The following is a 14633-nucleotide window of genomic DNA, read 5'->3' as shown; positions in this document are numbered from 1 at the left end:
GAATGATTTAAAGGTGGTGCCAAGTATGCAACAGCGCTGGACCCTACAAATTGAAAACTTTGCCCGTATTAAAGAGGCAGCGATAGAAATTCGTCCGCTTACTTTATTTGTGGGCGAAAACAACAGTGGGAAAAGTTACGTCGCGACCCTACTGTGGGGTATTTGGGCTTTTGCCCCTAGCTTGTTTAGCAAGAGAATACCCACTTCCGCTGACTACCTTGAATGTAAAGCTGTAATCAAACAGCTAGCTAAAACCCTTGCTTCAAACCCAGAAGAAGCGCTTGAGTTAACAGAGCAGCAACAAACTGTTTTTATTGGCTGGTTCAACACTATCTTAAATAGGAAAAGGCAAGAGCTGGTTTCTAAAACCTTTAGTACTGATGAAATAGCTATCGGTAAACTAACTATAATCGACTACAAGCGACTAAGCCCATTTAAAATTAAAGTAGATGATAATCTTGAGAAGCCTTTCCATTTTGAAGAATCACTACTCACTGTCTCTGAAAACTTCATAAAATCAATTAATGACTCTTCAGAGGATGTGGGTAATTTTATTTACGAAACAATACAAGACTTAATTCTCTCACTGCTATTTTTTGCTTACCCTAATGTATCTAATCATCACTCATTAAAATTGTTTAATTTATTCATGAGCTTGAACATTCGGCCACCCAAAAAAGCGCCTTTATTCTTGCCCACATCAAGAACCAGTTTTATGCACACCTTTCCAGCATTAGTTGCAGATGCGCTAAGTGGAGATGGCCTTAAGTTGACAGCACCTGTTAGGCGTTTTCTACAACTGTTAGCACAGCCCAAAAACAAAGCCAATGCAGACACTAAACTAGCAGCTATAGCTGAATGGTTAGAGCATGAATTAATCAAAGGCAAAATAGAAAAACTAGAAACTGAAAGCCTACCCATTTATCAATACAAGGCCGATAAACTAGCCGCTATACCCATGTACCTAACCTCTTCACTGGTCTCAGAAGTAGCCCCGCTAGTGCATTTTTTACGCAGCTTTAATAGTTACAACGCCCTGTTTATTGAAGAGCCAGAAGCACACCTGCACCCAGCGGCACAACGTACTATGGCACGCGCCTTAGCTCGCATTATGAATCAAGGCGTTCCAGTATTAACCACAACCCATGGCGACACCTTATTTCAGCAGCTAAACAACTTAGCGGTACTTTATAGTCACCCCAATAAAAAAGCCCTGTTGAAAGAACTAAACTACAACAAAGACGAGCTAATAAACCCTAATGATATGGTTGCCTACCAATTTAAACGTGAATCAGGGCAAACACTTGTAGAGCGCTTAGACGCTTCAGAGTACGGCATAGCAGTACCCACCTTTAACGACCCACTAGAAGAACTGTTAGACGAAATCTATACAATCCAAGAAAGTGATGAGGATAATACGGACTAGCTATGAGTGAATGGACGCAACGCCTAAAAGACTGGGTAAACACAGAAAACTACCAGCTCGGCAAAACAATAGCAGTTGAAGAGTTAGAAGAAGAAGGGGCCAGTTGTATTGAGTTTTCTTCCACTAATAACCAGCTACTAAAAATAAACTGGGGCAATAAAAACCATCTCAATTTTTTAATTGATACTAAAAATTCAGATGGCGTTTTCTTAGAGCTAGAAGGCGAAAAGGCAGTAGCGCTACATTTTGTAGAACTAAAAAAAACTATTTCATTAGGCAAATGGAGGGAGGTTAAAGGGCAGATTAGAGGCTCATTAAAGCACTCCCTAGGGTTTTTAGGTGTTCTTAATATCCCAATCCCTAACAAGCTAGTTTGCCATACCGTTTTTCAGTTTGATGGCACTGAGCAAGAAGCACAAACAAAATTAGCTGATAAAAAACCATTGATAGGGCGAAGAATGCCGTCCAGACCAAACACAAAGCTACTTAAAGAATAGTCACAAAAAACAGTAGAAATCAGCCAAGTATTTCCCAAGTTTGAACACCAAAAACATCAGTTAACGCAACAACCTAGTGACCAAGTACCAACTAAAAAAGTTGTTTTATAAATATTTAACTAAATGATAGGTAACACCTTGATCCCTTTCCTAGATTTAAAAGCCATCAACGCCCAATACCGCGAAGAACTTATCACCGCCTGTACCCGTGTTATCGACTCTGGCTGGTACATTGCAGGCAACGCGCTCACTCAATTTGAGCAAGAGTTTGCTGACTACTGTGGCACTAAACACGCTATTGGCGTTGCCAATGGGCTTGATGCACTTGTTCTTACTCTTCGCGCATGGAAAGAGCTTGGCAAGCTCAAAGACGGCGACGAGGTCATCGTTCCAGCGAATACCTACATTGCCAGTATTTTAGCCATCAGCGCGAATGATTTAGTGCCTGTATTGGTAGAGCCAGAGCTCGCTACCTATAATCTGTGCCCAGTAAAAACAGAAGCAGCGATTACCCCTAAAACCCGTGCAATCTTACCGGTGCACTTATACGGTGCGCTCGCAGATATGCCCGCCATTATGGATATTGCGGAGCGTCATAACCTTTTAGTGCTGGAGGATGCAGCACAAGCCCATGGCGCAGTGTTTGACGGTAAAAAAGCCGGTAACTGGGGCCATGCCAGCGGTTTTAGTTTTTACCCAGGTAAAAACCTCGGCGCACTGGGCGACGCAGGTGCAGTGACCACCAATGATGACGAACTCGCAGAAACCTTGTTTGCGTTGCGTAACTACGGCTCCCATGAAAAATACAAAAACCTCTTTCAAGGTGTAAACAGTCGCCTAGATGAAATTCAAGCCGCCATGCTCAGTGTAAAGCTAAAACACCTCGACACCGAAATCGCCCAACGCCGCAAAGTGGCCGAAGCCTACCTAAAAGGCATCAACAACCCAGCCGTAACTTTACCCCTCACGCTTAACTCTTCACCCCTAACTCGTGAGAATCACGTCTGGCACGTCTTTGTCATCCGCTGCGAACAGCGTGAAGCATTGCAACAGCACTTGCTTGAGCAAGGCGTACAAACCTTAATCCACTACCCAATCCCACCGCATCAGCAACAGGCTTACCCAGAGTGGAATGAGCACAGCTTTCCAATGAGTGAGCAAATACATCAGCAAGTATTAAGCCTGCCGATGGGACCGACACTATCCATGGAAGATGTGCAGAAAGTTATCAGCGCAGTAAATGGATTTAGTTAATGCTTCAGTTCATCAAGAAACATTTACCTGTGCCTATCAAAAAAGCTTTAATTGCTGTTAAGCAAAAAACCTATGATCAGTGGCAAAAAAAACGACTGTTTAACCGAATGCAGTTAAAACATGCGGAGTTATTGCAGCAGATAAAAGGTAAAGAAAAAATAAAGGTTGTATTTCTCGCCATCCATAAAAGCGTTTGGAAAGTTGACCCTGTTTTTCAAAAAATGCTCGAAGACCCGTTTTTTGAACCAGAGATACTAGTTTGTCCATACACCCCTTATGGTGAAGAGCGAATGCTTGAGGATATGGAACAGGCTTATGCATATTTTTTAGAGAAAGGTTATCCAGTAAGAAAATCAAGAAATGAAGATGGAAGCTGGACAAAGCTAGAAGAACTTAAGCCAGATTTAGCGTTTTTTACCAACCCCCATAATTTAACTCGTAAAGAATATTATGAAGATGCATATTTGAATTACTTAAGCTGTTATGTTCCTTATTTTTTATTAACAACAACACATGGCAATGATCAAAGTATTTATAATCAGCACTTTCATAATGCAATGTGGAAGATTTTCATGCCACATCATTATGGAGTGGAAAGAGCAGCTTTAGTATCTGCTTCAAATGCACGAAATTGTATATTGACTGGTTACCCATCGTGTGAAGCTTTTGTAAGTCAAAACAAAAACTCAAAAAGTGTTTGGAAAGAACAGCACGGTAAGAAAAAAATTATATTTTCACCTCATCATACAATAAGTGAGGGTGAGCTTGAGCTCTCAAATTTTATTGTAATTGCAGACCTAATGCTTGATTTAGTTGAAAAATATAAAGATAAGATTCAGTGGTCATTTAAACCACACCCAATATTAAAGTCTAAACTTTATATGCATCCGCACTGGGGTAATGATAAAACCGACAGTTATTATAGATTTTGGGAATCGTATGAATATACTCAACTTGATGAGGGTGAATATATAGACCTTTTTATACAATCCGATAGTATTATCCATGACTGTGGGTCATTTATAGCCGAGTACCCTTTCGTTGGAAAACCTTGCGCATATTTGCAATTAAAAGGTAATACTCAGATTAAGTCAATTAATCAATTTGGTAGATACGCTTTAGAATCTTATGAGATAATTAAGTCTGAAAATGATTTGATAAATTTTATTGAAAGTATTATTAATAATAAAATAAAGACTAAGCCTTCACACAGTCAATATATAGAGAATTATATATCTCCTTTATATGTTGACTCAGTTCCGTCAGAGAAAATATTAAGAGTTTTGAGATATTTTATAAAAGGTGAAAGTAAAAAATGAAAAAAGTTTATGTAGGTATGAGTGCCGACTTGGTGCATCCAGGTCATTTAAATATTTTAAAAGAAGCTGCTCAGCATGGTGAAGTAATGGTAGGCTTGCTAACTGACGCTGCCATTGCCAGCTATAAACGCATCCCTTTTATGGAGTTCGAGCAGCGTAAAATTGTAATAGAAAATATTAAGGGCGTTAGCCAAGTTGTAGCACAGGAAACACTCGATTATGTACCTAACCTACGTAAATACAAACCCGACTATGTGGTGCATGGTGATGATTGGAAGGAAGGCGTACAGCGTCAAACCCGCGCTAGAGTAATTGAGACGTTGGCTGAGTGGGGTGGCGAGCTGATCGAAGTACCTTACACTCAAGGTATTTCATCTACTCAGCTGAATAAAGCTTTAAAAGAGATTGGCACCACGCCTGAGCTACGCCTCAAGTCTTTGCGCCGTATGCTGCAAGTAAAGCCTTTATTACGCTTTTTAGATATTCATAATGCTTTAAGCGGTTTAATCATTGAACATGCAGTGATTGATACCCCTAATGGTCAGCGTCAATTTGATGGCATGTGGGGCAGCTCGCTTACGGATTCTACAGCTAAAGGCAAGCCTGATATTGAAGCAGTAGATGTTTCAGCGCGTATGACTACACTCAATGAAGTAATGGAAGTGACTACCAAACCCATTATTTATGATGCGGACACTGGTGGGCAGACCGAGCACTTTAAATTCACTGTTAGAACACTGGAGCGTTTGGGTGTATCAGCCGTTATTATTGAAGACAAAACGGGTCTAAAGAAAAACTCGCTATTTGGTAATGACGTCCCTCAAACTCAAGATAGCATTGAAAATTTTTGTGAAAAAATTAAAGCGGGTAAAAAAGCCCAATGCACAGACGACTTTATGATTATCGCCCGTATCGAAAGTTTGATTTTAGGTAAAGGGCAAGACGATGCTTTTGAGAGAGCACAAGCGTATCTAGCAGCTGGTGCTGATGGCATCATGATTCATAGCCGTGAAAAATCACCCGATGAGATTTTTGAGTTCTGTAAGCGTTACGCTACCCTGCCAAACCGTAAGCCTCTTGTTGCAGTACCTTCGAGCTACAACCAAGTTACAGAAGATCAGCTGCAAGAACATGGTGTGAATATTGTTATTTATGCTAACCAACTGTTGCGCAGCGCCTACCCAGCTATGATGAATACTGCCAAGTCTATTTTGACTCACCAGCGCTCTGCTGAGTGTGACGCAGACATGTTGTCTATTAAAGAAATTCTTGAGCTGATTCCAGGTACCAAATAATGATAGATCCCAAACACTTTGTAGCTAGCTTGGCTCAGCAGGGAATGGACTATTACGTCGGTGTGCCTGATTCTTTATTAAAAGATTTTTGTGCCTACGTTGATGATCATGGTGCTGCTGGTAAACACACAATTACCGCCAATGAAGGCAATGCTGTAGGTATGGCTAGCGGTTATCATATGGCTACTGGGCAATACCCAGTGGTTTATCTACAAAACTCTGGCTTGGGTAATATTATTAACCCTCTTACCTCAATTGCTGATAAAGAAGTGTATAGCATTCCCATGCTATTAATCGTTGGTTGGCGGGGTGAGCCAGATGTTAAAGATGAGCCTCAGCACATTAAGCAAGGCCGTATTACAGCCGAACAGCTTGAACTATTAGAAATTCCCTACCAAGTGGTTGATAAAGCCTGTGATGCTGAAGAGTTAGCCAGCTGGGTTAAAACTACACTTGATCAAACCCATGCGCCGGTTGCCTTGCTTGTAAAAAAAGGTGCTTTTGCTCAGTACAAAAGTCAGCGTCAACCAAGCATAAAGTCAACTCTAGGGCGCGAGACAGCTTTAAATACTTTGTTATCCTTAGTAGGTGATGCTTGTATTGTCTCAACGACGGGTAAAACCTCGCGTGAAGTATTTGAACTAAGAGAAGAACGTAAAGAGCAGCAACGTGACTTTTTAGCAGTGGGTGGTATGGGGCACACCTTATCTATCGCTTTAGGTGTAGCAATGGGGCAACCCAATAAAAAAGTTGTTTGTTTAGATGGTGATGGCTCTGCTTTGATGCACTTAGGTGCCTTACCCATAGTTGGCAGCATTGCACCCGACAACCTAGTGCATGTTCTCCTAAATAACGCTGCTCATGAATCAGTCGGCGGACAACCAACGGTAGCGGATACTATCGACTTTAAAGCCATAGCTCTTGCCAGTGGTTATACCGCTTATGCTGTTGCTTCAACACTTGAAGAGCTAACCACCGCTTGGCAAGCTCTAGCAAACCAAAGTGGACCTGTCATGCTTGAAGTACGTATTACTACTGGTTCACGCGATGATTTAGGGCGACCCACCACTACACCAATTGAAAACAAACAAGCCTTTATGAGTTGGGTTGCACAATGATCGAAAGTTTAAATCAATGGCAATTCTACAATCCAGTTAAGCTATACGCTGGACGTGGTAGCCGTAAGCAGCTGGTTGAACAGCTCAAAAACCAAAAGCTACTAATTGTTACCACGGTGCGTGGTAAAGCACAGTTCTTAGAAGATTCTATTTTATCTGAAGTCGTTAAAAACAATCAGGTCACTTGGGTGGATAGCGTTAAAGAAAACCCTGGATTAACTGATCTACAAGCTGAGATTGACCAGCTAAGTAATTTAAAGGTTGATGCCATTATTGCCTTTGGCGGCGGTAGTGCCATGGATGCAGCCAAAGCATTGCGAATAGGCTTAGCTGTTCAGGGTAAATATAGCCTAGCAGAGCTTTTAGAAAACCCTGCGTTGCATAAAGAAGCTAAGCAAGTACCTTTGTATGCACTACCCACTACCTCAGGTACCGGCAGCGAAGTAACACCTTTCGCCACCGTCTGGCACCATGAAATACATAAAAAACTCTCTTTAGCTAGTGACAATATTTTTCCAAGCGTTGCTATTGTTGATGCTGAACTAACTGATAGCTTACCCACCAAAGTAACGCTCTCAACAGGATTGGATGCAATTAACCAAGCCGCTGAATCGGTTTGGAATAAAAACGCTAATAGCATTACATTGGCACTTGCCACGCGCTCATTAAAATTAGGCTTAAAAGCTTTACCTTTATTAATTGAAGGCAAAGGAAGCGAACAAGAGCGTGATCAAATGGCCGAGGCAAGTTTGCTAGCAGGACTTGCCATTAGCCATACCCGTACTGCTTTATGTCATTCAATTTCTTACCCACTCACCGCTCATTTTGGTGTACCGCATGGTTTGGCTTGTGCCTTAACTATGCCGGAAGTGTGCCAGATAAACTTAGCGGTAGATGACGGGCGGTTTGTAGCCCTCGCACAAGCGCTAACGGGGCAGTCAGATGTAGGGCTGTTATTTAATGTTTTTTTAGAGCTTAATAATCAGCTTAATGTAGCAGAGCAGGTGCATGCCTATATTCCAAAGCTGGATGATTTAATTAACCTGCAGTCAGAAATGTATAACCCGAGTAGAGCAGCTAATAATTTAGCAGCAATAACAGATAGCGATTTGCGAAGAATACTTAAAAAATCGTTCGATATCAGTAATAAGGATTGAATTTTTGGAGTAAGAAATATTAAAAATCTACGCCGAAAAGCTCTATCCGGCTTCATCTGGAGTGCCTCAGACAAACTAATCAACCAACTCGGCTATTTAGGCGTAACTGTTTTTATAGCTCGATTGATCGGCCCCGAGAGCTTTGGCTTAATTGGCATGCTAACGATTTTTATGTTGTTAGCAGAAAGTGTTGTCAGCAACGGTTTTTCTCAAGCGCTTGTCCAGCGTAGCCAGCAGTTAACAGAAGAAGACTCATCTACGATCTTCTATGTAAACATTGGTTGGGGCGCAGCAATGTATATATTGCTATATTTTTGTGCGCCTTTAATAGCAAAGTTTTATAGCCAACCACAGCTTGTAGATATAGCACGTGTTTTATTTACTGTATTATTAATAAACTCTTTAACAGTAGTGGTTCGAGCGAAGCTCACTATAAATATAGATTTTAAGAGCCAAGCCATAGCAAGCACTTTCGCAACGCTGTTAAGTTCTATTGTTGGGGTTTATTTAGCATTAAAAGGGTATGGCTATTGGGCATTGGTTTGGTTACTGATTTCTAAAGCTGCTTTTAATTCGTTGGGAGTATGGTTTTTTTGTCGCTGGTTGCCTAAATTAATATTTAGTTATGAGTCTTTCAAATCTCTTTTTAAATTTGGCTCAAATCTAATGCTTGCAGGACTTGTAGCGACATTTGTAAATAATCTTTATGTTGCATTAATCGGGCGTTATTTTAATGCCACCCAAGTGGGTTATTTTACTCAAGCAACTAATTTAAGTAATTACGCATCACAGTTTATCAGTTCGACTTTACAGGGTGTTACTTATCCAATCATGACCTCTGTCAAAAATGATAAGAAGCGCTTGGTAAGTATATATACTCAATTAATTTCAATTACTATGTTAATTTCCGTGCCTTTGCTTGTAGGCTTTGCTGCTGTATCTGAAGACCTCGTAAAAATCATACTAGGTGATGAGTGGCTGCCAGCGGTTCCTGTGCTAGTAGCTTTATGCTTTGCACGTGCTATTACGCCAATTAGTTCTATTAACCTTAATATACTCAATGCAGTGGGTCGCTCAGATCTGTTCTTGAAAGTAGATCTCTCCAAGCTACCAATGACGTTAGGTGCTCTATATATTGCATTACCTTATGGAATTGAAGGCTTAGCGTGGGCCATGGTCTGCACATCATTTATTTCATTCTTCATCAATGCCTACTTCCCCGGAAAGCTTTTCGGCTTTGGCGGCATTGCTCAGCTCAAGGTGGCATACAAGTACATCATTGCGGCGGCAGTTATGTACGCTGCTGTGACGCAGGTTTCCATTACTGGCAGTTTATGGTTAACGCTTATCGCTAAAATTGCTTTGGGCGCAGTTGTTTACTCTACTTTGCTTGTGATTCTGCGCGATACGTTTGTATTGCAAAATGCTGGGCCGATAGTGAATAAAATAAAGCAAAGGCTGGTTGGATAGTTTATGCATACGTCGAAATACGACATAGCGAGCTTAGAGCTGACGGATGAGTACCTTACTGATCCTTTGCTAATGGCTTTAGCGTGGAAGAAAGCACATAGCTATATCCGTACTACAAACTGGTATGCAGATAATTTTGAGCTGGATAAGTCGTCACTGCTTTTGTCCGAGAAGTGCGTGCAGTGGGCGCGTGAAATCAGAGATGTAGCCCCATTAACTCCGTTGCAGTTAGTGCCCGCACCTAAAAGCTGTGAATGGACTTTTAAGAAGCCAAAGGGCAATAAAAAGCCATGCTTAATTTGGCAGCCAAAATCCACAGATGAGTTAAGTCTACGGCCCTTAGCGCATATTAGTATTCAAGAACAAACCTACTTCACCTTGTTGCTTATGTGTTTAGCAAATCAGGTTGAAACTAAACAAGGTAACCCTGCTACTGAATATGAGCAGGTGCATGAAAAAGGAGTTGTTAATTACGGTAATCGACTCTATTGCATTTATGATGACGATGGTCATGCAGAGCATAATTTCGGTGCAACCACGATCTACAGTAAATATTTTACTGACTATCGTAAGTTTTTAGAGCGGCCTTATTATTTTGCACAACAGCAAGTTACTGAAAAACTACCTGATGAAGAGGTTTACCTTGTTGAACTGGATCTGAAACAGTTTTTTGACAAAATTGACCGTGTCAAATTGGTTGAAAGAATAAAAGCTTTCAAACCGAGTGAATTAAATACTGATGCAAGCTCTGCTGTGGATAATCTACTTGCTAGGTTTGATAACTGGCAGTGGAAAAGTGGTACAGATAAAGCCTACCCGGTTTGTAGGACAGAGGAGGTAAAAACGCCGCCTAAGGGCATTCCGCAAGGCTTGGTTGCTGGTGGTTTCTTATCAAATATATACATGCTTGAATTTGATGAGCAGTTGCAGAAAGTCTTGGGTAAAGACCTCAGCAACTCTATGCAGGAATGGATAGAGGAAACACAGCCAGACTTTCAAGATTTAGATTACGCTAGCTTTAAGTTAATAGATTATTGTCGTTATGTAGACGACATGCGCTTGGTTGTTATTGGCCCTAGATCTAGAGCAGGTCTTTCATTTAAAGATTTAAGGAAACACTGAACAAACCCCAAGCGGGCTGCAGCCTTTGGTAAAATAGTCCAATCCGTAATTAGTATCGAGTCCACAGTCATGCAAATCACTTTCGCCGAAGCCGAGTTCGTCAGCAAAAAGAAGCAAACCCGTCGGGATCGACTGTTGATGGATCTGGAAACTCTGGTGCCTTGGTCTGTTCTGGAATCAGTGATTGAGCCGTACTATCCGAAATCTGACGGCAAACGAGGTCGTCCGACTATGGGGCTTTCTCGCATGTTACGTATGTACATTCTACAGCAGGTCATGGGGTTTTCCGATGAAGGAACTGAGGATGCCGTTTATGACAGCGCAGCAATTCAGCTGTTTATGGGTATTGATCTTGGGCGTGATGCCGTGCCGGATGCGACCACTTTGTTGCGTTTTCGTCGTCTGCTGGAAACTCACAGCCTGACTCAACAAATTTTTGCTGCGGTCAATTACCAACTGGCGAGCAAGGGCTTGTACCTCAAGGAAGGCACGGTGGTTGACGCTACAATTATTGCCGCACCACCTTCCACCAAGAATAAGAGTAAAAGCCGTGATCCGCAAATGCGCTCCACTAAGAAAGGCAATCAGTATTACTTTGGCATGAAAGCTCACATCGGTGCTGATGCGGCTAGCGGTTTGGTGCACACACTGGTCACCACTGCGGCCAACGTGCACGACGTGAACCAAGCTCATGCTTTGCTACACGGCGAGGAACAGCAGGTATACGGTGATTCTGGTTATCTGGGGGCTGACAAACGGGAAGAAAATAAGGATAAAGATGTGGAGTGGGTGGTAGCCATGCGCCATGGAAAGCGTCGAAAGCTGCGCGATAGCGGCACAGAAGAAGGTCAACTGGCTGACAAAATCGAAAAATTAAAGAGCCGGATACGCGCCAAGGTTGAGCATCCCTTTTACTGGGTCAAAGTGCACTTTGGTCACCGCAAGACTCGCTACCGTGGCTTGGCGAAAAACACAGCCCATCTCTATAGCCTGTTTGCCTTGGCAAACCTGTTTTTGTCGAAGCGATGTATGCCGTTGGCGGGATAAATCCGCCTAAAAACCGGTAAGCTGCCGGGAAAAGCAGCAAAAACGGGTAAAACTGCTGATAAAAAGGTTTTTTATGGCCCTGAAGTTGAAATTTAAGAGCTGAATTTTAAATCCGCATGGATTGGCTGGTTTGATTGGTTTTATTCAGCGTTTCCTTAAAAGAGATCCTACACAGCTATATAGATAAGCTGTTCAATAAGCTTGGATTAGAAATTTCGCTAAACGATAAAAAAACTAAAATCACTGTTTACCGTGGTAAACAAACTGGAATATCTAAACAGTTAAATGATATTCAATCTAAAGCCAGTGGGCCACAGTCATTTGACGAATCCTTTGAGCAGCTCAATCAACTAGAGATGCTTTTAGCGCTTTCCGCCACAGACCTACCTGAGCAGGATAATGGTGAGTGCACAGTAAACCGCTTGGCCAATATAGAGCGCAGTAGCTTTGACGTAAGAGAAGATACGTTACGACGCTTTGCAGCCAATAAAATAGCTAGCACACTGAGCGATATTCGCCACTTTACTGCGCGTGAAACGAATAGTAACGGTAATCCTATTGCTGGCGACTGGGATTATTTACAAGAGCGTCTTGCTCGGCGTTTGATTGCATGCTGGAGCAAGGACCCTGCTTTAACTTTATTGTTGAAAAAAGGTTTAGAGCTTTTTCCTAGTCCTAGGCTACTAGAGCCTGTTTTAGAGCAGTTCGATTTTATTTTTAAAAAACGTGGCCGTGGAGCGCAGAAGCTGGTTGTAGAAAAGCAACAAGCCGTTATGCGGTATTTATTGGCTGAGGTTTTTCGTCATTCAGCTACTGTTATCCACAGTAAAGATCCGCAAACAATTCCAGCACAAGCAGATGTAGAGGGTTTTTTTGCGATTCTACAAAAAAAGGCTGCTGACTTACTGGCTGATGAAAACACTGAAGAAATGCTTGTTAGGCAAGCACGGTTTTTGCTTCTTGTTCGGTTGGATACGTTACTGGAAAAATCTACAAAGGATAGTCAGCAGGATCTGATATTTAAGCTGGCTATAGGCTTTAGAAATATCAGTACTCAGCTTGATGAAAAAGAAGTGTCTGTATGTTTGTTGCTTGCTCATCAGTTGATAGAGTATACCGCGCCCTATTTACGTGCAGCTAATGAGCTGTTAGAGAAAAACAGTAACTCTGACAGCATCATTCAAGCGTTGGCTATACAGAATGCTGAGCTGGTGCAGAGCCTCGTCTCGAATGCTGCGCAGTTAAAGTATAAGTGGGTTGAAAGTGATGCGATTAGGGCGCTGAAAAAGGTTCTGTATTTAGATATCAAGCCGTCTAATAAGCCCTTGAATAAAATCACTGAAAAGCAAAGTATTGTTCAACTGATCACAAGAGCCGACAATCCTTTTGCTAGCGAAATAATGGCTATCAAGCTGATGCTGGCGTTAATTGGTGCGTGGAGTCCAAAGGACGAGCTGAAAGATAAGCTGATTGATCTGAGCCGAACTTGCGTGAAGTTTGATGGGTATTCAAACCCGCCGACTTACGCAGATATTGATAAAGCATTGACCATAGATCAGCTGAATTATCAAACTGCAATCGTACCGCTAGCTGAGAACTTGACAGCTAACAACTCAGGTTTTGCGCAAGAAGAACAGAGAGCTTTACGACTGATTGCTTTCGTCATCCGCGCTGCACTGGCCAGCAGTAAAGATGTTACAGGCTTTGGTAATAGCTATGCAGCGAGGGCGGGTTATCGAGGCTTGAAATCCACTCAATTTAAACGACAAATCGGTTTGTTTACGACTCCCGAGTCCTTGGCGGGTGAAGGGGCACAGGTTTCAGGTTGGCTCACTACGCTTATAACCAAGCTATTAAAATGGCCAGGGATACGCGTTAATGAGCAAGGTTATGATTGGCCTATAGAACTCAGCATTAAAAATGTTGAGAAACTACTAAAAGAACAATTGGAAAACTTAAAGCTAAACTACTGTCAGTTATCTGCCATGCCGGTGCTATCAGAGTTAATAACACCTACTTGGTCAAAGACTGATAAGCACAGTTTAACCGTTGCGATGGTGCAGTCTAAGCTCCCCAAACAGGCTGATTTTGCTGCAGATCTTTACTTAAATAATCCGCTATACCGTACCAAGCACCGTCGGCATATAGCTCGCGTTGCTGAACTCGTGCTCAAGCATATCAGTACACAAAGCACGGAAGAGTCTAAAGATGGTGAGCGTGAACAGGATATTGATTTAATTGTTTTTCCAGAGTTGGCTGTACACGAAGATGACTTAAATATACTGGTGCAGCTTTCACGCAAAACACGCGCTATTATTTTTGCTGGTCTTGGGTTTATGGATCAGCCCAATATTAGTGGACCAAATAACAATGCGATTTGGATTGTGCCCAGAAAGCACAATGGCAATCAGAATGAAATCTGTCGCTTTCAAGGTAAGCAGCACATGACTGCAGGCGAGCAAAAGCTTAATATTAAGCCTTGGCGACCCTATCAACTGATGTTAGAGCTGCGTCATCCTAAATATCCAGGTCACAAGGGTTTTATGCTGACTGGCGCGATTTGTTACGATGCCACAGATATAAGGCTCAGTGCTGACCTCTCTGATAAAAGTAATGCCCTGCTCATCCCCGCACTGAATAAAGACGTAAACACGTTTAACTCAATGGTGGATGCGCTGCATTTTCATATGTATCAGCACATAGTGTTAGTTAATACAGGTGAGTACGGTGGCTCTTACGTGATGGCACCTTATCAAGAGCGCCATGAGCGCTTAATAGCTCATACAACGGGAAAAAACCAAGTCACTATAAATACCTTCGAGATGAACATGTTCGACTTTAGAAGAGATGCGGTAGGGCGTGGGATGGTGTCGGATATAAAAATCAAGGCTCCGCCTGCGGGTGTTGTGCAAGTTTAGCAATGAAAAA

Annotated in this window: 11 protein-coding genes; all 11 read left to right on the top strand. The window is 42.1% G+C overall.

The genetic code is table 11. The features are described from left to right. Positions 1 to 25 precede the first annotated feature (25 nt). Entirely contained in the window at positions 26 to 1426 is a 1401-nt protein-coding gene (locus FXF61_RS09720; RefSeq protein ID WP_151185072.1) for an AAA family ATPase, read from the top strand. A gap of 2 nt (positions 1427 to 1428) precedes the next feature. Further along, a complete protein-coding gene (locus FXF61_RS09715; RefSeq protein WP_151185071.1) occupies positions 1429 to 1923 on the top strand; it encodes a hypothetical protein in 495 nt (164 codons plus the stop codon). 138 nt (positions 1924 to 2061) lie between these two features. Further along, complete coding sequence (locus FXF61_RS09710) at positions 2062 to 3177, top strand: DegT/DnrJ/EryC1/StrS aminotransferase family protein (protein WP_178087291.1); 1116 nt, start codon at positions 2062 to 2064, stop codon at positions 3175 to 3177. Further along, positions 3177 to 4496 (top strand): hypothetical protein, encoded by a 1320-nt coding sequence (locus FXF61_RS09705; RefSeq protein ID WP_151185069.1) that lies wholly within the window; start codon positions 3177 to 3179, stop codon positions 4494 to 4496. The genes FXF61_RS09710 and FXF61_RS09705 overlap by 1 nt, the downstream gene beginning before the upstream one ends. After that, on the top strand, positions 4493 to 5791 hold the full coding sequence (gene aepX / locus FXF61_RS09700) for a phosphoenolpyruvate mutase (RefSeq protein ID WP_151185068.1): 1299 nt from the start codon (positions 4493 to 4495) through the stop codon (positions 5789 to 5791). The genes FXF61_RS09705 and aepX overlap by 4 nt, the downstream gene beginning before the upstream one ends. Then, complete coding sequence (gene aepY, locus FXF61_RS09695) at positions 5791 to 6909, top strand: phosphonopyruvate decarboxylase (RefSeq protein WP_151185067.1); 1119 nt, start codon at positions 5791 to 5793, stop codon at positions 6907 to 6909. The genes aepX and aepY overlap by 1 nt, the downstream gene beginning before the upstream one ends. Further along, entirely contained in the window at positions 6906 to 8066 is a 1161-nt protein-coding gene (locus FXF61_RS09690) for a phosphonoacetaldehyde reductase (RefSeq protein ID WP_151185066.1), read from the top strand. The genes aepY and FXF61_RS09690 overlap by 4 nt, the downstream gene beginning before the upstream one ends. Further along, on the top strand, positions 8067 to 9536 hold the full coding sequence (locus FXF61_RS09685; RefSeq protein WP_151185065.1) for a lipopolysaccharide biosynthesis protein: 1470 nt from the start codon (positions 8067 to 8069) through the stop codon (positions 9534 to 9536). A 3-nt stretch (positions 9537 to 9539) separates the two neighbouring features. Further along, on the top strand, positions 9540 to 10658 hold the full coding sequence (locus FXF61_RS09680; RefSeq protein WP_151185064.1) for an RNA-directed DNA polymerase: 1119 nt from the start codon (positions 9540 to 9542) through the stop codon (positions 10656 to 10658). Positions 10659 to 10727: 69 nt separating this feature from the next. Then, positions 10728 to 11705 carry an IS5 family transposase gene (locus FXF61_RS09675; protein WP_151184888.1) on the top strand — a complete coding sequence of 326 codons (978 nt, stop codon included), beginning with the start codon at positions 10728 to 10730 and terminating at the stop codon, positions 11703 to 11705. Between the two features lie 134 nt (positions 11706 to 11839). Beyond that, the gene (locus FXF61_RS09670; protein ID WP_151185063.1) at positions 11840 to 14623 is read left to right on the top strand and encodes a hypothetical protein; all 2784 of its coding nucleotides are present in this window, start codon (positions 11840 to 11842) and stop codon (positions 14621 to 14623) included. Positions 14624 to 14633 lie beyond the last annotated feature (10 nt).

The sequence above is a fragment of the Pseudomonas sp. C27(2019) genome (assembly GCF_008807395.1).
Classification (GTDB): Bacteria; Pseudomonadota; Gammaproteobacteria; order Pseudomonadales; family Pseudomonadaceae; genus Denitrificimonas.
Note: the sequence above shows the minus strand (reverse complement) of the source record. Positions and strands in the feature narration are given on the sequence as shown.

Excerpts from the sequence above, each read along its gene's own strand:
- FXF61_RS09720 (WP_151185072.1), top strand. The coding sequence starts at position 26 with ATGCAACAGCGCTGGACCCTACAAATTGAAAACTTTGCCCGTATTAAA.
- FXF61_RS09715 (WP_151185071.1), top strand. The coding sequence starts at position 1,429 with ATGAGTGAATGGACGCAACGCCTAAAAGACTGGGTAAACACAGAAAAC.
- FXF61_RS09705 (WP_151185069.1), top strand. The coding sequence starts at position 3,177 with ATGCTTCAGTTCATCAAGAAACATTTACCTGTGCCTATCAAAAAAGCT.
- aepX (WP_151185068.1), top strand. The coding sequence starts at position 4,493 with ATGAAAAAAGTTTATGTAGGTATGAGTGCCGACTTGGTGCATCCAGGT.
- aepY (WP_151185067.1), top strand. The coding sequence starts at position 5,791 with ATGATAGATCCCAAACACTTTGTAGCTAGCTTGGCTCAGCAGGGAATG.
- FXF61_RS09690 (WP_151185066.1), top strand. The coding sequence starts at position 6,906 with ATGATCGAAAGTTTAAATCAATGGCAATTCTACAATCCAGTTAAGCTA.
- FXF61_RS09680 (WP_151185064.1), top strand. The coding sequence starts at position 9,540 with ATGCATACGTCGAAATACGACATAGCGAGCTTAGAGCTGACGGATGAG.
- FXF61_RS09675 (WP_151184888.1), top strand. The coding sequence starts at position 10,728 with ATGCAAATCACTTTCGCCGAAGCCGAGTTCGTCAGCAAAAAGAAGCAA.